This window comes from Microvirga sp. ACRRW, from assembly GCF_022346925.1.
GTDB lineage: Bacteria > Pseudomonadota > Alphaproteobacteria > Rhizobiales > Beijerinckiaceae > Microvirga.
Genome location: NZ_JAKRNJ010000005.1, coordinates 75,701 through 99,177 on the forward strand (window position 1 = coordinate 75,701; position 23,477 = coordinate 99,177).

Here is a 23,477-nt window from a genome sequence, read left to right on the forward strand (position 1 = left end):
CGGACGTGGAGGAGTTTAATGACGATTCCGCAATGGGCGCTGCTCGGCTTTGCCGTCTGGACGCTGCTTGTGCTCTTTGGAACGGTCGGGGTCTATCGCTGGTCGAGGATTCTTACCGGCCGGGCGCGGATTTCAGAATGGCAGGCCAACGTGCCTCAGGGCAGCGACTGGTATCAGCGGGCCATGAGAGCCCACATGAACTGTGTCGAGAATCTGCCAGTCTTTACTGCGATTGTCGTGTGCGCCACAGCAGCCGGAGCGGACAATCCGCTCCTTGACCTGCTTGCCGGCGTCATCCTCGTCGCGAGAATCTGTCAGACGACAGTTCATCTCTCTGTTGCTCAAACCGATAGTGCCGCTTCAGTACGGTTTGCGTTCTTTTTCATGCAATCGGTTTGCATGCTTCTGATGGCTGCATCTGTGGCAGTCACGGCGATTGGGGCCACGGAGTCCGAGGCGCGAGCCCTTGGCAGCGTGTGCAGCCAAGGGCTTTAGAACGTCCGTCTCAAAAGATGTTAGCGGCGAGACCCCGATCCTCCATGGCCATCTCCGGGATCGCCGCGCCCACCATCATGACCAGCGCGTCCGCCGTGGTCTCCTCGGCCACCGCCGTGTCCACCATCGCCGTGACCGCCTCTCCCGCCACCGTGGCCGCCTTTGCCGCCGCCAGGGTCACCGCGTCCTCCACCATGATCACCGCGCCCGCCATCGTCGTCGCCTCGCCCACCGCCATGGCCACCTTTGCCACCACCGTGATCGCCGCGACCGCCACCATCGTCACCTTTCCCTCCACCATGGCCGCCTCGGCCGCCTCCGTGATCATCGCGTCCGCCGCCGTGACCGCCTTTTCCCCCACCATGACCTCCCTTGCCGCCACCATGGTGGTCACCTTTGCCGCCGCCGGGGGAGCCGGTGCCCGGATTGCCAGTCCCTGGGTCGCCATTTCCAGGATTTTCGGTTCCTGGGTCTTCCGTTCCGGGATTATCGTTCCCGGATCCGCCAGTACCAGGGTTTCCCGTACCGGGGCTTCCCGTGCCTGGACTACCCGTACCCGAACCTCCTGTCCCTGGGTTGCTCGTACTGCCCCCAGAGGAACCAGTGTTCGTGCCGCCGCCTCCCGAACCTCCCCCCTTGCCTGAGCCATTGCCAGACTTGCCGCCACCTCCGTCACCGCGCCCGGAGCTGCTACCGCCTGTGCTTCCTCCGCCGGTGTTTCCACCGCCATTGCCGCCATTGCTGTTTACGCTCGGACCGGTATTGCTGGCGACCGTATCGCTTCGACCGCGATCCCCATCTCCACTAAAACCGAGGATACCCGTTGCCGGATCGATCCAGCCGTCGCGCAATGGGGAGCCTACGGCCGAGGAAAAGCCGGAAAGCGAGCCCGTGACGGGAGGATTGAGGATGGTGCGCCGGGCCTGAGGAAGGAGCGCACACCTGCAGAATTCTTGCCCTTGTACGATGCGCAGTCGACAGTTGCCGTACATTGACGGATCGGCGACCGCGGGCACGCATTGTTGCCCAGGCTTTACGGCTTGGGCAATGGATACGGTGGAGGATGCGAGGAAAAGGGCGACGCTAGACAAGGCGAGAGCGTGCGAACGCTTCATGGTTTTACCTACCTAATCTGGAATGTCTAATTAAAGCCACACAAAAGATCTTGACGTGGCTAATTTACGCCAGAATAGGAATGTCGTTCCAATGAATAACGTAGTAATATATGAGTGTTACTCTCAGATAATACCTAGTGAGTATCCACTAATGCTTAAGTTCCCGATGATGAAAAATGAGATCTTATGACCCCCGAAGATCATAAGGATTACGCCAATCAAAGAGTATTCTGAGCCTCTCCAGGCTGCACTGCCCTAGCTTGCCACATGGATCCTAAATCAACTGTCAGTTCGTGAGCGCGCCATGAAGAGAATTGCCCCATGTCGGCAGGCGCCGCGCAGTGGCATCCGTGCGCTGCGCCTGCATCGACAAACTCCCTCTACTTTCCGTGGCGGGCACATCATTTTGAAGGATGGCCACAGGAAAGAGCTGTGTGGGACGCGTTGCAGAAAGCGCGTCAATGCAGAGCCAGCCAGCCCATAGCCTGCTTTATATGACCAGGAAAGCGGCCGCGCTCAGCTCTATCTGTCCGACAATCGCGAACTTGATCTGCGGAGCAGCGCCTGTGCCGTCCGGATCGTAAGACAAAGCCCCTGCACTCTTGTCATAGATGATCCGGTCGGACGCCGTGTGCGCCTTCGCTCCGATCCAGAACTGATCGTTGCTGAGCCGCCCAGTCCGCCCGATACCGCTGAAGATGGAGAGCTTCAGGCGGATCTGATCGGCCCAGGGGTTGAAGTCGGTGATGGCGTCGATGTTGGCGCCGCCGAGGCGCGTATCGAAGACGATAATGTCGTAGCCTTCACCGCTGGACAGAGTGTCCCTGCCGAGGCCGCCATTGAGCGTGTCGTTGCCCGTGTGGCCGTGCAGGATGTCGTTCCCGGTATCGCCGTAAAGAAGATCGTTGTTCCAGTAGCCGTAGAGCACATCGTTGCCGGAACCGCCGAATAGAAAACCGTCTTCTGAGCCGCCATAAAGCGTATCGTTGCCCGCCTCACCGTAAAGGCGGTCGAGACCGTTGCCGCCGTAGAGAGCATCGTTCCCGGAGCCGCCCTGGATAGTATCGCCGCCAAGGCCGCCATAGAGAATGTCGTTGCCACCCAGACCCTTCAGGAGGTTTTCGGCATCGTTTCCGCTGATGGTGTTCTTGCCTTCATTGCCGGTGAGGCGAACGGCACTGTAGCCTGTGGCCATCAGATTCTCGATGGCGCTGTTCTTCGTGAGCGTATAGCTCAGCGCGGTTCTCACCGTATCGGTGCCGCCAGCGGCTTTTTCGATGATCACTGTGCGCGCGTCGTTGATGACGTAAGTATCGTTTCCACGTCCGCCCTCCAGCGTGTCTCGACCGCCCCCTCCGGCAAGGGCGTTCGCGCCGTCACTGCCGATGATGAGATTGGCGAAGCTGTTGCCGGTGAGCGTAAGCTTCTTCAATCCTTTCGATGCCTGAAGAACCTCGATTTCCATTGCCGTGGGCAGCTTATAGCTGACGCTGGCGATGACTACATCGCGGCCTGCACCATGATATTCAAAGATGCGGTCGGCAACGCTGCCGACATAGTATATGTCGTTTCCGGTGCCGCCCACCATCGTGTCGTTGCCGCCGCCACCGTTGAGCGTGTCGTCGCCCGCATATCCGTCGATATAATCGCCCTTGGACGAGCCGCGCATATAATCTGCGCCTGCCAGGGCAGTGGCCGCAGCCAAAGCGCCATTACCGTGGAATGCCGCAAGTCCGTTGCCATACCAGAGCCGGATCATCGTATCCGCGGCACTGCCATAGGTGAGCCACGGCTTGTGGTCGGAGCCGAAGGTGATGGCGGAAACGGAACCTTGCGCGAGTGTTAGGCCGGACCCGTAGTAGGTAACAGGTACCCCACCCTTCTTAGTCTTGACGCTGAAAGTCGCGATGTTCGGCGTGATGTCCTGCGTCAGCGAGATGTCGGTTGCAGGTGAGACGAACAGATCTTTGATGCGGAGGCCCGTTGGGAGATTCCCGAAGAATTGAATATAGGCCATGCCGCTTTCCTGCCGTCAGGGTTAAACAACAATTCTGAAGACGACGGAAATTCATAAGCAAGATTTCTTATGAGCGGCAATACAGGTTCTGTGCGTTTAGAAGATTAAGTGCGTATGTTCGTAATTAATACAACATAATAACATGTAGAGTATGTCGAATTTTATAAGACGAGGAAATCAATTGCTTTAATCCCTGCCTCTCGACGGACGCTCACAGCTCAATGAGAATTTCTGTGGCAATTGCCATTTCGAGAAAACTTTGCTGATACTGAATAACGTTTTCTCTCTTGGGCGCCCCTCATGAGCTTCGATAGCTTCTATTCTACCAATCCCGTTTTGGCTTCTCTCACCGAGGAGCCGGGCCCACGCATATTGGGGTTGAACCACAACAGCATCTTTCCTTCACCTGCCGTAAGCGGGATAGGAATGCCTGTGTTGATAGACCGGTTCCAGAATGCGCAGATCAAGCTGAACGCCGGAAAGCCACTCAAGGAACTGTCGGTTTATTCGGCATACTCTGCCAAACTCGGCATCATGCTGGACGGCACAGGGATCACATTGTCTACCCCTGCGCTGGGTGTCGGCTCCGAGATCAAAATCGCAGGCAAGATCATCGGCCGTGTAAGCCGATACATGGATGGCGATCTCAGGATCGAATTTACTGCAGCGACGACCTCCACGGCGATTGAGGCACAAAGACTTGCAGCCGAAAAGCTGGTTAGAGCCCTCACCTACACCAGACTCGATTCAGACCAATACATGTGGGAGAAAACGATATGGGTCGATCTCACCGATACGGCTGATCTTCGCGGTTATGCAACAGTACTGGTGGCAGACCGAGTTATCGGTGACGCTGGCGACAATGTCCTTGAGATCGACAACAACCATCTCAGCTGGGGCGATGAGGTTATCGGCGGCGAAGGGTATGATGTGCTGAAGCTGACCGGAAGCGGCTTCGTGGATTTCACTCGGCTGGCTCGTTTGGATGGCATTGAGGCCATTCAAGGCTCGGAATACGGCGGCAACATCTTCGTTCATGCCAACCAACTCTCGACCCTACAGAAAATCGACAGCGGAAGCAGCGGGCTCGACAACCTGAAGATCGCCGGCACCACCATTGATCTCCGTGGCAAGGTCATCTCCGGTTTCGACACCATCACTTATGACAGCGATAAAGCGACCGTGATCGTTGATGATCTGCGTATGGCATGTCTCCTCGACGGCTTTTATGCCACGGACGATAAAGTGGTGATCTCCAGCGGTCCGGTGAGCGATCCGGAACGCATATTCCTGCATGACACAATGAATATCGAGATCGTCGTCCATAAGGGTCGCGCCACGTATTACAAAGATCTGGCTGGTAAAAATCTGAAAGGCACAACCAAGAAGGACACCCTCAAAGGTTCGCTCGGGAAAGACAAGCTCAATGGAGGAAGCGGAAACGACACCTTGAGCGGCGGTTACGATAAGGACGTATTCGTGTTCAACAGCGCCCTTGGGTCATCGAAAACCGACCGAAAGGTCAATGTCGATAAGATAAGCGATTTCAATGTGCTCGATGACACAATCTATCTGGAGAACAAGATCTTCCTGAGCCTCAAGAAAACGGGCGTCTTGAACAAGGCTCTTTTCAAGATCGGCGCCAAGGCTGGCGATAAGAACGACTTCATCCTCTATGACAAGAAAACTGGTTATCTGTCCTACGATGCGGACGGCTCAGGCAGGAAACATGCTCCTGTCGAATTCGCCAAGCTGGCCAAGAATTTGCCGCTGACATTCGATGATTTCCGAGTGATCTGAGAGGACGTATCCCTCAAAGAAAATGGCCGGGACAAGCCCGGCCATTTTTGCATTTCCATCTCAAAGCGAGCAGGCTGCACCTGCCCTGCTTAGATGTGAATCGCGCGCCCGTAAGCGTCCATAACGGCTTCGTGCATTGTCTCCGAGATCGTCGGATGCGGGAAGACCGCATGGATCAGCTCTTCCTCCGTGGTTTCCAGGTTCATGGCGATCACGAAGCCCTGGATCATCTCGGTCACTTCAGCGCCCACCATATGCGCGCCAAGCAGCTGGCCGGTCTTCTTGTCGAAGATCGTTTTCACCATGCCGTCCGGCTCGCCGAGCGCGATGGCCTTGCCGTTGCCGACGAAGGGGAACTTGCCGACGCGGATGTCGTAGCCCTGCTCCTTCGCCTTGGCCTCGGTGAGACCGACCGACGCCACCTGCGGGTTGCAATAGGTGCAGCCCGGGATCTTCGCCTTGTCCATGGCATGCGTGTGCAGGCCCTTGATGGTCTCGACGCAGATCACGCCCTCGTGCTCGGCCTTGTGCGCGAGCATGGGCGCGCCCGCCACGTCGCCGATGGCGTAGATGCCGGGCACGTTGGTGCGGCCGAGACCGTCGGTCACCACGACGCCGCGGTCGATCTTCACGCCGATCTTTTCGAGACCGAGATTCTCGATGTTGCCGACAACGCCGACCGCCGAGATCATCCGCTCTGCGGTGATGGTCTGCGTGCCGCCCTTGCCGTCATCGATAGTGGCGGTGACGGAATTCGCGCCCTTCTCAACCTTCGTGACTTTCGCGCCGGTGAGGATCTTCATGCCCTGCTTCTCGAAACGCTTGCGGGCAAGGGCCGCGATCTCAGCGTCTTCGACCGGCATGATCTGCGGCATCACCTCGACCACGGTCACTTCCGCACCCATGGTGCGGTAGAACGAAGCGAACTCGATGCCGATGGCGCCCGAGCCCATGACGAGCAGCGACTTCGGCATGGACGGCGGCACCATGGCCTCGAAATAGGTCCAGATCAGCTTGCCGTCCGGCTCGATGCCAGGCAGCGCGCGAGGACGCGCTCCGGTCGCGACAATGATGTTCTTCGCCTGATACGTGCCCGGCTCCAGCACGCCTTTCGGCGTCGGATGCTGCGGCTGCATGGCCTGCTTCTTCGGCGCGGTCACCGCGACTTCGCCAGGCTTCGAGATCGAGGCCTCGCCCCAGATCACATCGACCTTGTTCTTCTTCAGTAGCATGCCCACGCCGCCGTTGAGACGGCCCGACACGCCGCGCGAGCGCTGCACGATGGCAGCCGCATCGAAACCGATTCCTTCAGCGGACAGGCCGTAATCCTTGGCGTGTTCCATGTAATGGTAGATTTCCGCCGAGCGCAGCAGCGCCTTGGTTGGAATGCAGCCCCAGTTGAGGCAGATGCCGCCCAGATGCTCACGCTCGACCACAGCGGTCTTGAACCCGAGCTGAGCTGCGCGGATCGCGGCCACATAGCCGCCTGGACCGCCGCCGATGACGATGATGTCGTATTGGTTTGCCATATAAAAACTCTCCCTGATCCTGAGAATGGCTCAGGAGCCGGATGGTATCTGTGCGAGAAGGCTGTCGATTGTGGCTGGAGCACCGGAGCGAACGAAGGGAACCTCCTGTCTACGGGACAAGCCAAAGACGTCACCGCGTCTAAGTTCAGTTACATATTTTCCGTAGGCTTTGGTGCGAATGCAATCACCGCCGCCTCGCTGCCCTGTAGCAGGATTATATGAGTTCGGATAATTGAAGCAGATCCTATTCTCGGCCAGCATTATTACACCGCGAGATGCTTCGGCGGGATATTCTTTACCTTTGTTGATGGCCCAAGTGCCGCGCACCACAGCTTTATTCCCAGGATACCAAAGATAGATCTTTCCATCAGGCGATGAATAGGAGACTTGGGATCCGTGACCGAACATAGACGTGATCCTCGTTGAATCGCTGTAAAGCGCGCGCGTTTCCTCAACAGGCGGATCCGATTTGACGTCAAGGAGTGGCCTGCCCGCATTGCAAGCGGCCACGCCTGTCGCAACAGCAAAAAGGACTGCAACTTTACACCAGCCCGACATCAGCACGCTCCTCATCCGCCGGACTTAAACCAGCATCCCCATCGGGTTCTCGATGAGCTGCTTGAAGGCCGAGAGCAGTTCCGCGCCGAGTGCGCCGTCGACCACGCGGTGATCACAGGAGAGCGTCACGGTCATGGCCTGCACGATGGCGGGAGCGTTGTTCTTCACTACCACGCGTTGCTCGCCCGCGCCGACGGCGAGGATTGTGCCGTGCGGCGGGTTGATGACAGCCTGGAAGTCCTTGATGCCGAACATGCCGAGGTTCGACACGGCGGTGGAGCCGCCCGTGTATTCCTCAGGCTTCAGGCGACGGTTGCGAGCGCGGCCCGCCATATCCTTCACCTCGGCCGAGATGGCAGTGAGCGACTTGGATTCAGCCTTGCGCACGACCGGCGTGAACAGGCCGCCTTCGATGGCGACAGCCACGCCCACATCCGAATGCTTCATCTTCAGGATGCGGTCTTCCGCCCACACGGCGTTCGCATTCGGCACGCGCTGGAGCGAGACGGCAAGCGCCTTGATGACGAAGTCGTTCACCGAGAGCTTGTAGGACGGCTTGCCGTCCTTGTCCTTGGGCGCCGCCGCGTTGATCTGCTCGCGCATGGCGAGAAGCGCGTCGAGTTCGCAATCGAGCGAGAGATAGAAGTGCGGAACGGTCTGCTTCGATTCCACGAGGCGCTTGGCGATGGTCTTGCGCATGCCGTCGAGCGGCACTTCCTCGTAAGATCCGGCCTCGTACATGGCCTTGACCTGATCGGCGCCCATGCTCGGGGCAAGCTGCGGAGCAGCCGCTGGCTTCGCCGCCGGAGCACCGGCAGGCTTTGCGCCACCACCCTGGAGGGCCGCGCGCACATCCTTCTCAATGACACGGCCATGCGGGCCGGAGCCCTGCACGGATGCGATGTCGATGCCGGAATCCTTCGCGATGCGCTTGGCGAGCGGCGAGGCGAACACGCGCTCGCCGGATGCAGCAGCCTTCTGCCCTGCCCCGTTCGGCTTCGCGGCTTGCACTGGCGCGGCGGGAGCCTGCGGCTGAGGCGCAGCTGCGGGAGCCGCCTGTGCCGGAGCGGCTTCAGCCTTTGGTGCGGGTGCGGGAGCGCCGCCGCTTGCTGGAGCCGTGATGCTCTTCGGGTCCTCACCCTCGCCGGCGATCAGCGCGATCACCTGGTTGACGGGCACGTCCGCTGTGCCTTCCGGCACGACGATCTTGGCGAGGACGCCTTCATCGACGGCTTCCACTTCCATAGTGGCCTTGTCGGTTTCGATCTCGGCAATCACGTCGCCGGATTTCACCGTGTCGCCTTCCTTCTTCAGCCACTTGGCAAGGTTTCCCTTTTCCATGGTGGGAGAAAGTGCGGGCATCAGGATATTGATGGGCATGGCGTTATGGATCCTGAGCTGAGTTAGTTGATAGCTTGCGAGGAGCTGGGATCGCTCGGATTGTCCAGCTCGGCGTGAATGCCGGACACGATCTCCGCCAGGGCCTCTTCCTCCGAGAGGTCGGTTTCCATGGCGTAGACGCGCGCGGCGTGACGGGCGAGATCCACTAGGAGCACGCCCCAGGTGAACGGATCGTCGAAGGCGCGGCGAAGCGCGATGCTCACCGCCCCATCGACCACCGAAGCCCTCAAAATCTCGACGCCGCCCTTTTCGAGCGCATCAGGCGGGATGTTGAGAGCTTCGAATTTTTTGTCGGTCATGCGCATTTCTCCGAAACGTAGTCGTCTTTCCACCACGTTTCATCGTTGAACCGAGCGGGCACCTTATCCCTCTCTTCCCACGGATCGATTCCAAGGGCCTCAATTGCCTCAAACCATTCGTCTCTCAGAGAACAAGGTAGAGGTTTTCCAGACCAAGGGTCAAAACGAAGGCTGATTTGGGAGAAGCCCCCATCAAGAACGGACACACCGAACTCTCGGGTGCTTGGATCGTAGATGATCGGCACCTGAGTATCGCAAGCCTGCTTTAGAAGCTCAGGATACTCATCGCATAGAACCGACCTTGCCGGATCGAACTGTAGCGCATCCTTTGCTCCTCGTTTGGAGTTGCAAAGGAATGACCACATTCCGATCCAAGCGACAGCCCATTCCTCTTCTTTGTATTCGAGGCCCGAATACTTCCGAAAGGACTCCAGACTGGTTTCCTGATCCGACAACATAGTGCCTTACCGATAGCAAACGGCCTTCGCCGCCTGCACGACCTCGGCCACCGACGGGAGCGCCAGCTTTTCGAGGTTCGCCGCATACGGCATCGGCACGTCCTTGCCAGTGACGCGGATCACGGGCGCGTCGAGATAATCGAACGCGTGCTGCATGATCTGCGCCGCGATCTCGGCGCCGACGCCCGATTGCGGATAGCCTTCTTCCACCGTGATGCAGCGGCCCGTCTTCATGACGGAGGCGACGATGGTTTCGATATCCATCGGACGGATGGTGCGCAGGTCGATCACTTCGGCGGAGACGCCTTCCTTCTCAAGCTCCTCAGCGGCCTTGAGCGCATAGGTCATGCCGATGGCGAACGAGACGATGGTAACGTCCTTGCCCTCGCGATGAATGCGCGCCTTGCCGATGGGAACCGTGAAGTCGTCGAGCTTCGGCACCGGGAACGACTGACCGTAGAGGATTTCGTTCTCGAGGAAGACGACGGGGTTCGGATCGCGGATCGCGCTCTTGAGCAGGCCCTTCGCGTCGGACGCCGTGTAGGGTGCCACGACCTTCAGGCCCGGGATCTGCGAATACCAGGCCGAGAAGTCCTGGCTGTGCTGCGCGCCCACGCGGGCGGCTGCGCCGTTGGGACCGCGGAACACGATGGGAGCGCCGAGTTGGCCGCCGGACATGTAGAGGGTCTTCGCGGCCGAGTTGATGATCTGGTCGATCGCCTGCATGGCGAAGTTGAAGGTCATGAACTCGACGACGGGACGCAGGCCCGTGAATGCCGCGCCGACGCCGATGCCGGCAAAGCCGTGCTCGGTGATCGGCGTATCGATCACACGACGCGCGCCGAATTCCTGAAGCAAGCCCTGAGTGACCTTGTACGCGCCCTGGTACTCAGCCACTTCCTCGCCCATCACCAGGACCTTGTCGTCCTTGCGCATCTCTTCGGCCATGGCATCACGAAGAGCTTCGCGGACGGTCATGGAGACCAGCTCCGTGCCTTCCGGAATTTCCGCCGAGGCGTTGTAGGCCGTGCGGTCCGTAATCACGTAGGGAGCTGCAGGCTCCGCGACCGGAGCCGCATCGGTGCCGGGGATCGCATCCGGAGACGGCCGGTCAGCCATTCCCTCTCGCTGCATGTCGGGCGTGGGCGCTGCCTGCGCTTCCGCCTTGGGAGCAGCCGGTGCCTTGGCCGAAGCGGCGGACACATCCTCGCCCTCGTCTGCGAGAATGGCGATGGGGGTGTTCACGGCCACGTTGTCGGTGCCGTCGGAAACCAGGATCTTGGCGAGGACGCCTTCGTCAATCGCCTCGACCTCCATGGTCGCCTTGTCGGTTTCGATTTCGGCCAGCACGTCGCCGGGCTTGACCTTGTCGCCTTCTTTTTTCAGCCACTTGGCCAGTTTGCCCTGCTCCATGGTGGGCGAGAGGGCAGGCATGAGAATATCGGTCGCCATGAAAGACTCGTTTTGATTGTCGCTGCGGCGAGATGGGGGGAGCGGCGCGCTTCGCGCCGCTTAGAGGAGGATATCCGTGTAGAGCTCGGACGGATCGGGCTCGGGGTCGTGCGTGGCGAACTCCGCCGACTCGTTCACGATCTCGCGCACCTTGCTGTCCATCGCCTTCAGCTCGTCTTCCGACAGCTTCCAGCTCTCCAGCAAACGGCGGCGCACCTGCTCGATGGGATCGTACTCCTCGCGCATGCGGGTCACTTCGTCCTTCGTGCGGTACTTCGCCGGATCGGACATGGAGTGGCCGCGATAACGGTAGGTCTGCATCTCGAGGATATAGGGACCCTTGCCGGAGCGGGCATGCTCGATGGCGCGCTGGCCGGCGGCGTAGACCGCGCGGACATCCATGCCATCAACCTGCTCGCCCGGAATGCCGAAGGACAGGCCGCGCTTCGAGAAGTCGGTCTGCGCAGAGGCGCGCGTCACCGCCGTGCCCATGGCGTAGCGGTTGTTCTCGATCACGTAGACAACCGGCAGCTTCCAGAGCGCCGCCATGTTGAAGCTCTCGTAGACCTGCCCCTGGTTGGCAGCGCCGTCGCCGAAATAGGTCAGGCAGACATTGCCGTTCTCGCGATAGCGGTTCGCGAACGCGATGCCGGTGCCGAGCGACACCTGCGCGCCGACGATGCCGTGGCCGCCGTAGAAATGCTTCTCTTTCGAGAACATGTGCATGGAGCCGCCCTTGCCTTTCGACAGGCCGCCGCGGCGTCCCGTCAATTCGGCCATGACGCCTTTCGCATCCATGCCGCAGGCCAGCATGTGGCCGTGATCACGGTAACCGGTGATCACCTGATCGCCCTCTTTCGTCGCCATCTGCATGCCGACGACGACAGCTTCCTGGCCGATATAGAGGTGACAGAAACCGCCGATGAGGCCCATGCCATACATCTGGCCGGACTTCTCCTCGAAGCGACGGATCAGCAGCATATCATAATAGGCTGCGAGATCCTGGTTCTTGTCGAATTGTGGGATATTGGGAGTGGCTCCGCGTACAGAGCCTTTGCTGGAAGTGGACTTGTTAGCCGCGCCTGTACCGGCACGGCCCGCCTTGCGGGCAGCAACAGCCATCGGTTCCTCCGAAGGGTTTCCTCGACGAAAGTTGTAGCGCAGTCGGAATCGGAAATCGAGAGGGCCAAACGACCTTTTGCGCTGCACAATGAATCGCGCAACGCTTTGATATTACAGACGTATTACCAGTTAACAGAAATTCAGTTAAGCAGTTCTTTGGGGCTATAAATGGTTAAGGGCCTGTGACGATCACCAGATCGTTCTTATGGACACGCCCTAACATTACACGCGCTCTTTCCTCGAGAAGATCTCGGTCAATCTGGTCGCTTCTCAACAACGCGATACGGCGCTCCCAGTTCGTTCGCTCGGCTTTAAGTTCGTCAAGCTCCTTAGTCAGCTGTGCCACCTCGGCCTCGTATTTTTGCTGAGCCTCAATGCCACGTGCTCCGCTATGGGCATGATGAACGAAGTAAGCCGCCACCGCCGCCGAGATGCTGTAGAGCATCAGCGGTATCAAGAATCGTCTCAATCGCCTGCGGATCACCATAGGGTATTTCTACTGGGTGCATGGTTAAGAAGCAGTTAGGAGGTTGCTGGATTGCTGCTATTCCGTGCCGTGCAGTGGTGCGAGAAACAGCAAAAGACATACAAAAAGAAAGGGCCGCCTTGCGGCAGCCCTCCCTTAACCGAATTACGGTTACTTTATATCTTAAGTCAGCGCCTTCAGCGCCGCGCGGCCGGCATAGATGGCCTGCGAGCCCAGCTCTTCCTCGATACGGATGAGCTGGTTGTACTTGGCCGTCCGGTCGGAGCGGGCGAGCGAGCCGGTCTTGATCTGACCGCAGTTTGTGGCGACCGCGAGATCGGCAATCGTGGAATCTTCCGTCTCGCCCGAGCGGTGGGACATGACGGCGGTGTAGCCGGCGCGGTGGGCCATGTCGACGGCGGCCAGCGTCTCGGTGAGCGTGCCGATCTGGTTCACCTTCACGAGGAGCGAGTTGGCGACGCCCTTCTTGATGCCTTCCGAGATGCGCTTCACGTTGGTGACGAAGAGGTCGTCGCCCACGAGCTGGCACTTGTTGCCGACGAGGTCGGTGACGGCCTTCCAGCCCTCCCAATCGTCCTCGGACATGCCGTCCTCGATGGTGGCAATCGGGTAAGCGGAGACGAGCTTCGCGAGATACTCGGCCTGCTGCTGCGGCGAGAGCTTCTGGCCTGTGCCTTCATAAACGTAAGAGCCATTCTTGAAGAATTCGGTGGCAGCGCAGTCGAGGCCGATCACCATGTCCTTGCCGGGCTTGTAGCCAGCCTGCTCGATGGACTTCATGATGAAGTCGAGGGCAGCCTCGGCGGAAGGCAGGTTCGGAGCGAAGCCGCCCTCGTCGCCCACATTCGTGTTATGGCCGGCGTCCTTCAGGGCCTTCTTCAGGGTGTGGAACACCTCGGCGCCCATGCGCACGGCTTCCGCCAGGGTCGGTGCGCCGACCGGCATGATCATGAATTCCTGGAAGTCGATGGGGTTATCGGCGTGAGCGCCGCCGTTGATGATGTTCATCATCGGAACCGGCAGGACGCGGGCCTGCGTGCCGCCCACATAGCGGTAAAGCGGAAGCGTCGAGGCTTCGGCGGCGGCCTTCGCCACGGCAAGCGACACGCCGAGGATGGCATTGGCGCCGAGGCGGGCCTTATTCGGGGTGCCGTCGAGCTCGATCATGGTCTCGTCGATGAGCACCTGTTCCTCGGCGTCAAGGCCACCGATGGCCTCAAGGATTTCGCTGTTCACGGCATCGACGGCATTCTGCACGCCCTTGCCGAGATAGACCAACTTGTCGCCGTCGCGAAGCTCGACAGCCTCGTGAGCGCCGGTCGAAGCGCCGGAGGGAACGGCCGCGCGGCCCATGGAGCCGTCTTCAAGGGTCACATCCACCTCGACGGTGGGGTTGCCACGGCTGTCGAGGATCTGGCGGGCGTATACGTCGATAATCGCGGTCATGTAGGCGGCCTCCCTAAGGCTTGCATAATGGCCGTCAACACAGGTGCGGCCTCACGTCATGCAATGGCTTATTGACCGAAATCATGAAGCGGGCAAGGACGAGAGCAACCGATAAAGCATTGTTCCCAGGTGAAATATGATGACGGAAAGCCACCTCCAGCTAGGGCAGGCCAGCGCCCTGCCCCAGATTCCGGAAGAAGCCCAGCTCGACCGGGTGCCGAACCCGCATGCCGATACCGACTATCTCGCCCGCTTCACAGTGCCGGAATTCACCTCGCTCTGTCCGGTGACCGGGCAGCCCGATTTCGCGATCATCGTGATCGATTACGTGCCGGGCCCCTGGCTCGTGGAATCGAAGTCGCTGAAGCTCTACATGCACAGCTTCCGCAACCACGGCGCGTTCCATGAGGATTGCACGGTCGCCATCGGCAAGCGTCTCGCCAAGCTGCTGGAGCCTCGTTATCTCCGCATCGGCGGCTATTGGTATCCGCGCGGCGGCATCCCCATCGATGTGTTCTGGCAGACCGGCGAGCAGCCGAAGAACCTCTGGCTGCCGGACCAAGGCGTCGCGCCCTACCGTGCCCGCTAAGCCTTAGGACGCCTCAGCACGTATGAGGCGTTCAGGCCCACGACAAGGATGACGGCTGCCGCGATCATGGTCGAAGCGGTAAGACCGATGTTGCGCAGGCCAAAGCCCATGAGCACGACGCCGAGCGCCTGTCCGCAGAAGAACGAGAAGGCGTGGAGCGCGACGGCGGAAGCGCGCGCTCCCGGCGCGACTTCCGTCACCTGAGCCTGGAAGGTGTTGTGCATCATGTAGAAGCCGAGGCCCATGAGCAGCAGGGCGGCAAAATCGAGCTTCCAGTTTCCGGCTAAACCCAGAATGATGAGGGCAAGCGCTGCGAAAAATCCTCCGCCGACAAGAATGCGGCCAATGCCGAGGCGACGGAGCATCCAACTGACAAGGGCGGAATAGACGAGGCCGCCAATGGCAAAGCCGCCGATGGCGAAACCCGCTTCCATCGCCCCGCCCCCTCCGCGCTCCTCAAGCAGCGGCGCGATATAGGGAAAGACGCTGAAGATTGCACTGGATTCCACGAAGACGGAACCGAAAAGAAACAGTGCTCGCGGATTGGAGAGGATGTCCCGATAGCGCAGGATCGCCGTTCTTGGATCGAACCTGCCACCGGGAAGCGCTCCGCGAAAACCGATCACGGTGGCGGCGAGCGCGCAGGCCATCATGATGGTGGAGAGACCGAACACCCCACGCCAGCCGATCCATTCGGCGAGAAGTCCCGCGAGCGACGAGCCGGCGAGCTGGCCGATGATGACGGCGACGAGGTAGCGGCTAAGCGCCACCTGCCTCTGGGACATGTCCACCCGGTCGCCGATGAGGGCGATGGAGAGCGGCACCGCGCCGCCTGCCGCCGCACCTGCAATGATGCGCAGGCCGAAAAGCGTTTCAACGTTGGGGGCGAAGAACGAGCCCGCAAGCATGAGACACAGGAGCGACAGCGCCACTTTCATCACGCGCTCCTTGCCCAGCGCATCGCCGATGGGGCCGAGGATCGGCTGGATGAAGGCATAAGGCAGCGCGAAGGCGGCGGAGAGCAGCGCAACGGTCTGCGGTATCGAGTTCAAATCCCGGGCGATCACCCCGACCATCGGCTCGATGGCACGGGACGAAAAGGTGGTGGCGAAACCGCTGACGGATAGGATCAGGATGAGATTGCGCGAGGACATAACGCTCTAATGAGAAAGGCGCGAATGGAGCCTAGGCACTCCATATCACGGCCTTGTCGGAAGGGGAGAGACAGGAATTGCACGCCTGCCCTCCCGCGAACTCATAAGCGCGCTCTTAAACCGCCCGCCCTTTAGCGAGCGCATCGAACGCCTTGAGCTGCGCAAGCAGAGCTTCTAGCTCCTTCAGCGGCACCATGTTGGGGCCGTCAGAGGGAGCCTTGTCCGGGTCCTGATGAGTCTCGATGAAGACACCGGCAATGCCGACCGCGACCGCTGCGCGGGCAAGCACTGGCACGAACTCGCGCTGGCCGCCGGAGGTCGCGCCCTTGCCGCCGGGCTGCTGCACGGAATGGGTGGCGTCGAAGATCACCGGAGCGCCGGTCTCGGCCATGATCGGCAGGCTGCGCATGTCGGAAACAAGGGTGTTGTAGCCGAAGGACGCGCCGCGCTCGGTCAGCATCACGTTCGGATTGCCAGAAGCGCGCACCTTCTCGGCGACGTTTGCCATGTCCCAGGGCGCCAGAAACTGGCCCTTCTTCACGTTCACCACGCGGCCCGTCTTGGCGGCGGCAACGAGAAGATCGGTCTGGCGGCAGAGATAGGCGGGAATCTGGAGGATATCGACCACCTCGCCAACGGCGGCGCATTGGTCGTTCTCATGCACGTCGGTGATAACCGGCAGGCCGAACTTTTCCTTCACCTCGGCGAAGACGCTGAGCGCCTTGTCGAGACCGATGCCGCGAGCGCTGTTGATCGAGGTGCGGTTTGCCTTGTCGAACGACGACTTGTAGACGAGCCCGAGGCCGAGCTTGCCCGTGATTTCCTTGAGGGCCGCGGCCATTTCCAGCGCGTGATCGCGGCTTTCCATGGCGCAGGGGCCCGCAATGATGCTGAGCGGCAGGTGATTGCCGAAGCGGACGGAGCCTGCCTCGACGACGGCTTGGATCTGTTTGGTATCGGTCATGCGCCTCACCTACTCCGTTTCGGGCCGGACGTGAAGCGGTGATGTAGATCAGGGGAACGTCATCGACGCCGCGTTGATGATACCGCCGGAGAGCGAGGCTGCACCCAGGAACAGGGCGGCAGCCATCTGGCCGGAGGCGATGCGCTGGGAGAGGTTCGGCATCACGAGGCGGACGAGCCAGTAGATGACGATCTGGACCGAGAGTGCCACCAGGCCCCAGACGATCAGATCAACGATGCCCTGAGCATGAACGATGGCACTGCCGAGCGGGAGCGCGAAGCCGACGAGGCTGAATCCCAGGGCTGTCGAGGCAGAGATCACGTTCTGACGGATCAGGGCGAACTCATTGTGCATGGTCGCGAGCGTATAGAGGCCGAGATAGACCGCCACGAGCACGACGGCGATAACGAAATAGACCAGGAAGTCGAACAAACCTGCCAGCATTGAAGTCACGATCAGCCCCTACCATTGAGTTGGCTGATTGCTACAGGGTTATGGTTAAGATTGTGTTGGCTCGAAGGCGATGGCGACACCGAAGGCTGCGCTCGCGGGCACAACGAGCCTGCTTCCCACATGCTGATAGGGAATTTCTGCTGCATCCAGACATTTGGAGGCGACGTGAATATCCTCCACCCGCACCGCGAAGGCGACAAAGGACGGCTGGTCCAACTCGGCTTCGACCGAGACATAGCTTTCGGCGGCATCGTCCGGCGTCATCACATCGAGATGGGCGTCGCCGAGCCGGAAAGACAGATCATGCAGGGCTGGGCTCGTGGCGATAGCATCGGTGAAATTCGTCAGAAACGGCTTGCAACGGTCCGGCTCGGGACATGCCAATGCTACCGTTGCAAGGCCTGTCGCACTGTTCTCATGGGATTGAAAGGCCGGGTTCCAGAAGTTTTCCGGATAGTGATGCTGGGAGACGAAGAAGCCCGCGCGAGGAGCATTTTCGAGCGAGGCGAAGGCCAGGGTGAAGGCCACCTTGGTTTCCGTGCCATCAGGCCTGCGGCCTGTGCGCTCGAAATGGAACGGCTCGAACGTACCGATCCCTCTTTGCGCAAATGCAGCCGCATCCGCCTTGGAATCCTGGCTCTGCAACACCAGCATGGCGAGCCCCTCGCGATCTTGCAGGTAATCGCGAACAAAAGCACCGAAGCTGAAGTGGCCCTGCTTGTGCGCGGGGATCTGAGCGCCCTCACCCACCGTGATCAGCTCAAGGAACGCACCGGGAAATTGCACCAGCCGGTTTTCCGTGCCCCACGAGTGCCGGTTGCGTGCGCCGACCTGGAAGCCGAGACGCTGGTAAAAATCACCGGCCTTGTCGAGGTCGTGAACGGCAATGACGAGATGGTCGATCCGGCGGGACATCAGGCTCTTTCCTGTAGGCTTCAGCCCTAACCTAGGGCGGCAACCGCAAACGCAAAACGAAAGCGCCGGCGGGAGACCCAGCCGGCGCTTTCAGAATTTCGTTAAACCAGTCGGCTCTGTACGACCGCTGCCTTGATGAAGCTCTGGAAGAGCGGGTGCGGCTCGAAGGGGCGCGACTTCAGCTCGGGATGATACTGAACGCCGATGAACCAAGGATGGTCCGCGTATTCCACGATCTCAGGCAGGACGCCGTCGGGCGACACGCCAGAAAAGCGCAGGCCCTTGGCCTCCAGCTTATCGCGGTAGGACATGTTCACTTCGTAGCGGTGGCGATGGCGCTCGGAAATGTCCGTACCGCCATAGATCTCGGCCACCTTGCTGCCGGGAGTGAGCTTGGCCTGATAGGCGCCAAGACGCATTGTGCCGCCGAGATCGCCGCTGGAGGTGCGCTTCTCCAGCTCGTTGCCGCGCAGCCATTCCGTCATCAGGCCGACGACCGGCTCAGGGGTCGGACCGAACTCGGTGGAGTTGGCGTCCTTGATGCCGGCGAGCGAGCGGGCTGCCTCGATCACGGCCATCTGCATGCCGAAGCAGATGCCGAAGTACGGGACCTTGCGCTCACGGGCGAACTTGGCCGCCTGAATCTTGCCTTCCGCGCCGCGCTGGCCGAAGCCGCCGGGCACCATGATACCGTGGATGCCTTCCAAGAACGGAGCCGGGTCCTCGTTCTCGAAGACCTCGCTCTCGATCCAGTGCAGATTCACCTTCACCTGGTTGGCAATGCCACCATGGTGCAGGGACTCGATGAGCGACTTGTAGGCGTCCTTGAGGCCCGTGTACTTGCCGACGACGGCGATGTTCACCTCGCCTTCGGGGTTGTGCACGCGCTCGGAAATATTGGTCCAGGTCGACAGGTTCGGAGCCTTGGCGTCGTCGAGGCCGAAGGCGGCCAGAACTTCGCTGTCGAGACCCGCCTCGTGATAGGCCAGCGGCACGTCGTAGATGGAACGGGCGTCGCGCGCCTCGATAACTGCCGTCTCGCGCACGTTACAGAACAGAGCAAGCTTGCGGCGCTCGTCCTTCGGGATCTCGCGATCCGTGCGGCAGAGCAGAATGTCCGGCTGGATACCGATAGAGCGCAGTTCCGCGACCGAGTGCTGTGTCGGCTTGGTCTTCAGCTCGCCTGCGGATGGGATGAACGGCAGCAGGGTCAGGTGGACGTAGATCGCCTGGCCGCGCGGCAGATCGTTGCCGAGCTGGCGGATCGCCTCGAAGAACGGCAGTCCCTCGATATCGCCCACCGTGCCGCCGATCTCGACCAGCACGAAGTCGAAGCCCTCGTTGCCCGTGAGCACGAAGTCCTTGATGGCGTTCGTGACGTGCGGGATCACCTGGATCGTGGCGCCGAGATAGTCGCCGCGACGTTCCTTGGTGATGATGTCGAGATAGATCCGGCCCGTGGTGATGTTGTCAGCCTTGGTCGCCGGAACGCCGGTGAAGCGCTCGTAATGGCCAAGGTCGAGATCCGTCTCGGCACCGTCGTCGGTCACGAAGACCTCGCCGTGCTGATACGGGCTCATCGTCCCCGGATCGACGTTGAGATATGGGTCGAGCTTACGAAGCCTGACCTTGTAGCCGCGAGCTTGGAGAAGCGCTCCCAGGGCCGCCGAAGCCAGACCCTTGCCGAGCGAAGACACCACGCCGCCGGTGATAAATACGTACCGCGTCATGGACCCCTATCCATTAATAAGGAGCGCCGATTCGCAATGCGCGAATCCTGCCACTCCGAAACCATCCACAAAAGAAGAGGGCCGGAAGCCCGGCCCTGCTGTTCGCTTACTGCTGAGGCGCCGTGGGCGCCGGAGCCGCCGGCTGGTCGCCCTGAAGGCGCTGGAGCTGCTCGAGCACGTTGCCGCCCTGCGGAGCACCGGGAGCCTGCTGCCCGGCCGGAGCCGCCGGAGCGGCGCCGTCGAGGATCGAGCGAGGACCGCGGCTCGATGTCGCCATGACCGTGAGCGCGATGCTCGTGACGAAGAACAGGCCAGCGAGAATCGCCGTGGCGCGGGTGAGCGCATTGGCCTGGCCGCGACCGGTCATGAAGCCGGACACGCCGCCTCCACCACCTCCGCCGAGGCCCATGCCACCGCCCTCAGAGCGCTGCAGAAGGACCACGCCGATCAAGGCGAGCACGATGATCAGGTGGATAATGATGAGAACTGTTTGCATCGTTCCAAAAACCTCAAGCGGCCGCGCCATGGAAGTACCCATGGGCGTCAGCCGCTCGCAATTCGCATGTTGGGGCGGGCTGTAGCATAGGTGTGCGCGGGATCAAAGACCTGCAAGCCGCCTTTTACGGGTTGGAAGCGTTTTGCCGCCTCTATGAGCCGCAAAACGCTTCTCGATAAGCAATTTAGCCCAGATAGGCCCCGGCAATGGCCAGGAAATCGGCGGCCACGAGGCTTGCACCGCCGACCAGCGCACCGTTGACGTTCTCCACAGCCATCAGCTCGGCGGCGTTCGAGGGCTTTACGGAGCCGCCGTAGAGGATGCGGACTTTGGCGTGCTCGGCCTTGCCCACGAGGCGCTTCAGCTCCTCGCGGATGGCGGCATGCACCTCGGCCACGTCGGCGGTGGTGGGGGTCAGCCCCGTGCCGATGGCCCAGACGGGCTCATAGGCCACCACGAGGTTGTGGCTGTTGGAATCGGCCGGGATCGAGCCGCGCAGCTGCTTGCGGACGACCGCAATAGCCTTGCCGGATTCGCGCTCCTCGCGGGTCTCGCCCACGCAGACGATGGCGGTGAGCCCTGCCCGATGGGCCGCGAGGGCCTTCGCGCAGACGTCAGCGTCCTTTTCCTTATGATACTGGCGGCGCTCGGAATGGCCGACGAGCACGTAGGAAGCGCCGGCGTCGGCCAGCATTTCGGCCGAGATGTCGCCTGTATAGGCGCCTGATTCCTTGGCGTGGCAATCCTGGCCGCCAATGCCGACCCGCGTGCCCACGGACATGTGAGCGAAGGCGGAAACGAGCGTTGCCGGCGGGCAGACCGCGAGATCGACCTTGGCTCTCAGGCCAGGGGTATATCCGGCGTGGATTTCAACCAAAACCTTGGCCGAAGACTTCAAAAGGCCGTTCATCTTCCAGTTTCCCGCTACCAGCGGGCGTGGCCGATCGACGCTCATTATGCACTCCTGTCACGCTTGATAAGTTGGCAGTAGCAGAGGCTTGGGGCTTCTTTCAACCAGACTTGCCCTTTTCCCCGGGCCTTTGATGGGCTATCGCCCTGTGAAACGAGTTTTTTGAGAACGGGTTCACGATGCTTCGGAACATGCGCAAGGCCGGTCAGACAGTGTTCGGCAAAGCCATTGCCTTCATCTTCTTTGGCGCCTTGATCGTCAGCTTCGCCATCTGGGGCATCGGCGACATCTTCCGCGCCCAGCCGGCCTCGACAGTGGCGGAGGTGGGCAAGACCACGATCTCGGTCAATCAGGTGCGCAATGCCTACACCAATCAGCTCCAGCAACTAGGCCGCCAGTTCCGCACGGTGATCTCGCCGGAACAGGCCCGCATGCTCGGCCTCGACCAGCAGGTTCTCAACAGCCTCGTCACCGAGGCTGTGATGGCGGAAGAGGCCAAGGGTCTGGGACTTTCCGTCTCGGATGAGCTCGTGGCTCGTTCCATCGTCGACAACCCGGCCTTCAAGGGAGCCGACGGCCAGTTCAACCGCGCCCTGTTCGACCAGACGCTCCGCAATGCCGGTCTCTCCGAGGCTGGATTCGTGCAGGAGCAGCGTGCTTCCATGGCGCGCGCCCATCTGGCGGAGGCTCTCGCAGGCGACGTGACCGTGCCAGTCGCCGCCAAGGACGCCCTTCACCGCTACACCACGGAGCGCCGCAGCGCCGCCTATCTCGTGCTCACCGCAGCCCTGGCCGGCGACATTCCCGCCCCCACCAACGAGCAGCTTCTGAGCTTCTATGAGGAGCGCAAGGGCACCTTCCGGGCTCCGGAATACCGTGCCGTCAACGCCATGGCGCTAGACGCAGCCGCCATCGCGAAGTCGGATGCGGTCTCGGATGCTGACGCCCGCCAGCGTTACGAGCAGCAGAAGGCGAAGTACGGTCAGCCCGAGCGCCGCACGATCCAGCAGATCCCCTTCACCTCCATGGACGATGCGCAGGCCGCTTCCGCCAAGATCAAGGAAGGCACGACCTTCGATGCCGTTGCCGCCGAGCGTGGCGTCTCAGCCACCGGTCTCGAGCTTGGCACGTTCACGCGCGCGGAGATGCTCGACCCTGCTGTGGCCGAGGCCGCTTTCGCGCTAGAGCAGAACGGCGTGAGCGCCCCGGTTTCCGGACGCTTCGGCCCCGTGATCCTACGCGTCACGCAGATCCAGCCGGAAGCCGTGCGTCCCTTCGAGGAGGTTGCTGCCGAAATTCGCGGAGAAGTCGCCCGCGAACGCGCCCAGAGCGAGATCGAAAAGATCCACGATCAGATCGAGGATCTGCGCGCCGGCGCCAAGCCTCTTGCCGACATCGCCAAGGAAAAGGGCCTGGCTCTCATCCAGATCCCCGCCATCGACGCCCAAGGCCGCGACAAGGCCGGGAAGCAGGTGGATGCGCCGGAGCGCGACGTAATCGCCAAGGCGGCCTTCGCCTCCGATATGGGTGTGGACAACGAGGCTCTTCGCACTGCGACCGGTTATGTCTGGTTCGACGTGACGGGCATCGAGCCCTCCCGCGAGAAGACCCTCGACGAGGTTCGCGACCAGGTGGCGGCGCAGTGGCGTGACGACCAGATCGGCCAGCGCCTGACCGAGAAGGCCCGCCAGCTCACTGAGCGTCTTGAGAAGGGCGAGGCCATCGAGGCTGTCGCGCAGGAGGTGAACACTCCTGTGAAAAACGCCACCGATCTCGCCCGCAATGCGAACAAGGACGATCTCTCGGCCGAGGCCGTGAACCGCATCTTCGCTACTCCGGTGGGCAAGGCGGGCAATGCGGCGAACGCTGCGGATTCCCGAGCTGTCTTCAAGGTCACGGCGGCCACCGTGCCCCCGATGGCAGGCACTACGCAGGAAGCGCAGACCATCGATACTCAGCTGCGGAACGGCATGAGTGACGACCTCATCAATGAGTACATCACCCAGGTCCGCCAGAACCTCGGTGTCACCATCAACCAGCAGGCCTTGCAGCAGGCGACAGGCAGCGGTACCGGCGAATTCTGATCC

21 protein-coding genes are annotated in these 23,477 nt (G+C 60.9%); 4 read left to right on the plus strand and 17 right to left on the minus strand.

Features of this window, described 5'->3' with window-relative positions; translation table 11 throughout:
- Positions 1-18: 18 nt before the first annotated feature.
- A complete protein-coding gene (locus tag MHY87_RS13190; protein WP_239352380.1) occupies positions 19-495 on the plus strand; it encodes an MAPEG family protein in 477 nt (158 codons plus the stop codon).
- A gap of 10 nt (positions 496-505) precedes the next feature.
- Here the strand turns inward: MHY87_RS13190 and MHY87_RS13195 are convergent, their stop codons facing one another.
- A complete protein-coding gene (locus tag MHY87_RS13195) occupies positions 506-1,225 on the minus strand; it encodes a hypothetical protein (RefSeq protein ID WP_239352743.1) in 720 nt (239 codons plus the stop codon).
- A gap of 875 nt (positions 1,226-2,100) precedes the next feature.
- Positions 2,101-3,627, minus strand: coding sequence for a calcium-binding protein (locus MHY87_RS18855; RefSeq protein WP_304611124.1), 1,527 nt, complete (start codon positions 3,625-3,627; stop codon positions 2,101-2,103).
- 300 nt (positions 3,628-3,927) lie between these two features.
- Here MHY87_RS18855 and MHY87_RS13210 point away from each other — a divergent pair, with 300 nt between their 5' ends.
- Positions 3,928-5,427 (plus strand): calcium-binding protein, encoded by a 1,500-nt coding sequence (locus tag MHY87_RS13210; protein WP_239352382.1) that lies wholly within the window; start codon positions 3,928-3,930, stop codon positions 5,425-5,427.
- Positions 5,428-5,516: 89 nt separating this feature from the next.
- On the opposite strand, the gene lpdA is transcribed toward MHY87_RS13210, so the two are convergent.
- The 8 genes from lpdA to eno all read right to left on the minus strand — a co-directional run bounded on the left by lpdA (position 5,517) and on the right by eno (position 14,179).
- Positions 5,517-6,956, minus strand: a complete 1,440-nt coding sequence (gene lpdA / locus MHY87_RS13215; RefSeq protein WP_239352384.1) for a dihydrolipoyl dehydrogenase — start codon at positions 6,954-6,956, stop codon at positions 5,517-5,519.
- A gap of 582 nt (positions 6,957-7,538) precedes the next feature.
- On the minus strand, positions 7,539-8,894 hold the full coding sequence (locus MHY87_RS13220; protein WP_239352386.1) for a pyruvate dehydrogenase complex dihydrolipoamide acetyltransferase: 1,356 nt from the start codon (positions 8,892-8,894) through the stop codon (positions 7,539-7,541).
- 23 nt (positions 8,895-8,917) lie between these two features.
- Positions 8,918-9,214 carry a DUF5076 domain-containing protein gene (locus MHY87_RS13225; RefSeq protein ID WP_239352388.1) on the minus strand — a complete coding sequence of 99 codons (297 nt, stop codon included), beginning with the start codon at positions 9,212-9,214 and terminating at the stop codon, positions 8,918-8,920.
- On the minus strand, positions 9,211-9,672 hold the full coding sequence (locus tag MHY87_RS13230) for a hypothetical protein (RefSeq protein WP_239352390.1): 462 nt from the start codon (positions 9,670-9,672) through the stop codon (positions 9,211-9,213). The genes MHY87_RS13225 and MHY87_RS13230 overlap by 4 nt, the downstream gene beginning before the upstream one ends.
- A 6-nt stretch (positions 9,673-9,678) precedes the next feature.
- A complete protein-coding gene (locus MHY87_RS13235; RefSeq protein WP_239352391.1) occupies positions 9,679-11,124 on the minus strand; it encodes a pyruvate dehydrogenase complex E1 component subunit beta in 1,446 nt (481 codons plus the stop codon).
- A 60-nt stretch (positions 11,125-11,184) separates the two neighbouring features.
- A complete protein-coding gene (gene pdhA, locus MHY87_RS13240; RefSeq protein WP_239352392.1) occupies positions 11,185-12,246 on the minus strand; it encodes a pyruvate dehydrogenase (acetyl-transferring) E1 component subunit alpha in 1,062 nt (353 codons plus the stop codon).
- 172 nt (positions 12,247-12,418) lie between these two features.
- On the minus strand, positions 12,419-12,733 hold the full coding sequence (locus tag MHY87_RS13245) for a septum formation initiator family protein (protein ID WP_239352393.1): 315 nt from the start codon (positions 12,731-12,733) through the stop codon (positions 12,419-12,421).
- A 162-nt stretch (positions 12,734-12,895) separates the two neighbouring features.
- Positions 12,896-14,179, minus strand: coding sequence for a phosphopyruvate hydratase (eno, locus tag MHY87_RS13250; protein ID WP_239352394.1), 1,284 nt, complete (start codon positions 14,177-14,179; stop codon positions 12,896-12,898).
- 139 nt (positions 14,180-14,318) lie between these two features.
- On the opposite strand from eno, the gene queF reads away from it, so the two are divergent.
- Positions 14,319-14,768 carry a preQ(1) synthase gene (queF, locus tag MHY87_RS13255; RefSeq protein ID WP_239352395.1) on the plus strand — a complete coding sequence of 150 codons (450 nt, stop codon included), beginning with the start codon at positions 14,319-14,321 and terminating at the stop codon, positions 14,766-14,768.
- On the opposite strand, the gene MHY87_RS13260 is transcribed toward queF, so the two are convergent.
- The 7 genes from MHY87_RS13260 to tpiA all read right to left on the minus strand — a co-directional run bounded on the left by MHY87_RS13260 (position 14,765) and on the right by tpiA (position 21,435).
- The gene (locus MHY87_RS13260; RefSeq protein ID WP_239352396.1) at positions 14,765-15,922 is read right to left on the minus strand and encodes an MFS transporter; all 1,158 of its coding nucleotides are present in this window, start codon (positions 15,920-15,922) and stop codon (positions 14,765-14,767) included. The genes queF and MHY87_RS13260 overlap by 4 nt on opposite strands.
- A 115-nt stretch (positions 15,923-16,037) precedes the next feature.
- Positions 16,038-16,886: a 3-deoxy-8-phosphooctulonate synthase gene (kdsA, locus tag MHY87_RS13265; RefSeq protein WP_239352397.1), complete on the minus strand. Its 849-nt coding sequence runs from the start codon at positions 16,884-16,886 to the stop codon at positions 16,038-16,040.
- A gap of 48 nt (positions 16,887-16,934) precedes the next feature.
- On the minus strand, positions 16,935-17,330 hold the full coding sequence (locus MHY87_RS13270) for a DUF350 domain-containing protein (protein ID WP_239352723.1): 396 nt from the start codon (positions 17,328-17,330) through the stop codon (positions 16,935-16,937).
- 54 nt (positions 17,331-17,384) lie between these two features.
- Entirely contained in the window at positions 17,385-18,254 is an 870-nt protein-coding gene (locus MHY87_RS13275; protein ID WP_239352398.1) for a VOC family protein, read from the minus strand.
- Positions 18,255-18,355: 101 nt separating this feature from the next.
- On the minus strand, positions 18,356-19,984 hold the full coding sequence (locus MHY87_RS13280; RefSeq protein ID WP_239352400.1) for a CTP synthase: 1,629 nt from the start codon (positions 19,982-19,984) through the stop codon (positions 18,356-18,358).
- A gap of 106 nt (positions 19,985-20,090) precedes the next feature.
- A complete protein-coding gene (secG, locus tag MHY87_RS13285) occupies positions 20,091-20,480 on the minus strand; it encodes a preprotein translocase subunit SecG (RefSeq protein ID WP_239352402.1) in 390 nt (129 codons plus the stop codon).
- 184 nt (positions 20,481-20,664) lie between these two features.
- Positions 20,665-21,435: a triose-phosphate isomerase gene (gene tpiA / locus MHY87_RS13290; RefSeq protein WP_239352403.1), complete on the minus strand. Its 771-nt coding sequence runs from the start codon at positions 21,433-21,435 to the stop codon at positions 20,665-20,667.
- 134 nt (positions 21,436-21,569) lie between these two features.
- Here tpiA and MHY87_RS13295 point away from each other — a divergent pair, with 134 nt between their 5' ends.
- A complete protein-coding gene (locus tag MHY87_RS13295) occupies positions 21,570-23,474 on the plus strand; it encodes a peptidylprolyl isomerase (protein WP_239352404.1) in 1,905 nt (634 codons plus the stop codon).
- Positions 23,475-23,477 lie beyond the last annotated feature (3 nt).

What these genes read in the sequence shown, in the direction of transcription:
- pdhA (WP_239352392.1), bottom strand. Translation starts at nt 12,246, where the DNA reads ATGGCTGTTGCTGCCCGCAAGGCGGGCCGTGCCGGTACAGGCGCGGCT.
- secG (WP_239352402.1), bottom strand. Translation starts at nt 20,480, where the DNA reads ATGCAAACAGTTCTCATCATTATCCACCTGATCATCGTGCTCGCCTTG.
- lpdA (WP_239352384.1), bottom strand. Translation starts at nt 6,956, where the DNA reads ATGGCAAACCAATACGACATCATCGTCATCGGCGGCGGTCCAGGCGGC.
- MHY87_RS13220 (WP_239352386.1), bottom strand. Translation starts at nt 8,894, where the DNA reads ATGCCCATCAATATCCTGATGCCCGCACTTTCTCCCACCATGGAAAAG.
- MHY87_RS13270 (WP_239352723.1), bottom strand. Translation starts at nt 17,330, where the DNA reads ATGCTGGCAGGTTTGTTCGACTTCCTGGTCTATTTCGTTATCGCCGTC.
- MHY87_RS13210 (WP_239352382.1), top strand. Translation starts at nt 3,928, where the DNA reads ATGAGCTTCGATAGCTTCTATTCTACCAATCCCGTTTTGGCTTCTCTC.
- MHY87_RS13195 (WP_239352743.1), bottom strand. Translation starts at nt 1,225, where the DNA reads ATGGCGGTGGAAACACCGGCGGAGGAAGCACAGGCGGTAGCAGCTCCG.
- MHY87_RS18855 (WP_304611124.1), bottom strand. Translation starts at nt 3,627, where the DNA reads ATGGCCTATATTCAATTCTTCGGGAATCTCCCAACGGGCCTCCGCATC.
- eno (WP_239352394.1), bottom strand. Translation starts at nt 14,179, where the DNA reads ATGACCGCGATTATCGACGTATACGCCCGCCAGATCCTCGACAGCCGT.
- MHY87_RS13260 (WP_239352396.1), bottom strand. Translation starts at nt 15,922, where the DNA reads ATGTCCTCGCGCAATCTCATCCTGATCCTATCCGTCAGCGGTTTCGCC.
- MHY87_RS13245 (WP_239352393.1), bottom strand. Translation starts at nt 12,733, where the DNA reads ATGGTGATCCGCAGGCGATTGAGACGATTCTTGATACCGCTGATGCTC.
- MHY87_RS13295 (WP_239352404.1), top strand. Translation starts at nt 21,570, where the DNA reads ATGCTTCGGAACATGCGCAAGGCCGGTCAGACAGTGTTCGGCAAAGCC.
- kdsA (WP_239352397.1), bottom strand. Translation starts at nt 16,886, where the DNA reads ATGACCGATACCAAACAGATCCAAGCCGTCGTCGAGGCAGGCTCCGTC.
- MHY87_RS13275 (WP_239352398.1), bottom strand. Translation starts at nt 18,254, where the DNA reads ATGTCCCGCCGGATCGACCATCTCGTCATTGCCGTTCACGACCTCGAC.
- MHY87_RS13235 (WP_239352391.1), bottom strand. Translation starts at nt 11,124, where the DNA reads ATGGCGACCGATATTCTCATGCCTGCCCTCTCGCCCACCATGGAGCAG.
- MHY87_RS13280 (WP_239352400.1), bottom strand. Translation starts at nt 19,984, where the DNA reads ATGACGCGGTACGTATTTATCACCGGCGGCGTGGTGTCTTCGCTCGGC.
- MHY87_RS13190 (WP_239352380.1), top strand. Translation starts at nt 19, where the DNA reads ATGACGATTCCGCAATGGGCGCTGCTCGGCTTTGCCGTCTGGACGCTG.
- tpiA (WP_239352403.1), bottom strand. Translation starts at nt 21,435, where the DNA reads ATGAGCGTCGATCGGCCACGCCCGCTGGTAGCGGGAAACTGGAAGATG.
- MHY87_RS13230 (WP_239352390.1), bottom strand. Translation starts at nt 9,672, where the DNA reads ATGTTGTCGGATCAGGAAACCAGTCTGGAGTCCTTTCGGAAGTATTCG.
- MHY87_RS13225 (WP_239352388.1), bottom strand. Translation starts at nt 9,214, where the DNA reads ATGACCGACAAAAAATTCGAAGCTCTCAACATCCCGCCTGATGCGCTC.
- queF (WP_239352395.1), top strand. Translation starts at nt 14,319, where the DNA reads ATGACGGAAAGCCACCTCCAGCTAGGGCAGGCCAGCGCCCTGCCCCAG.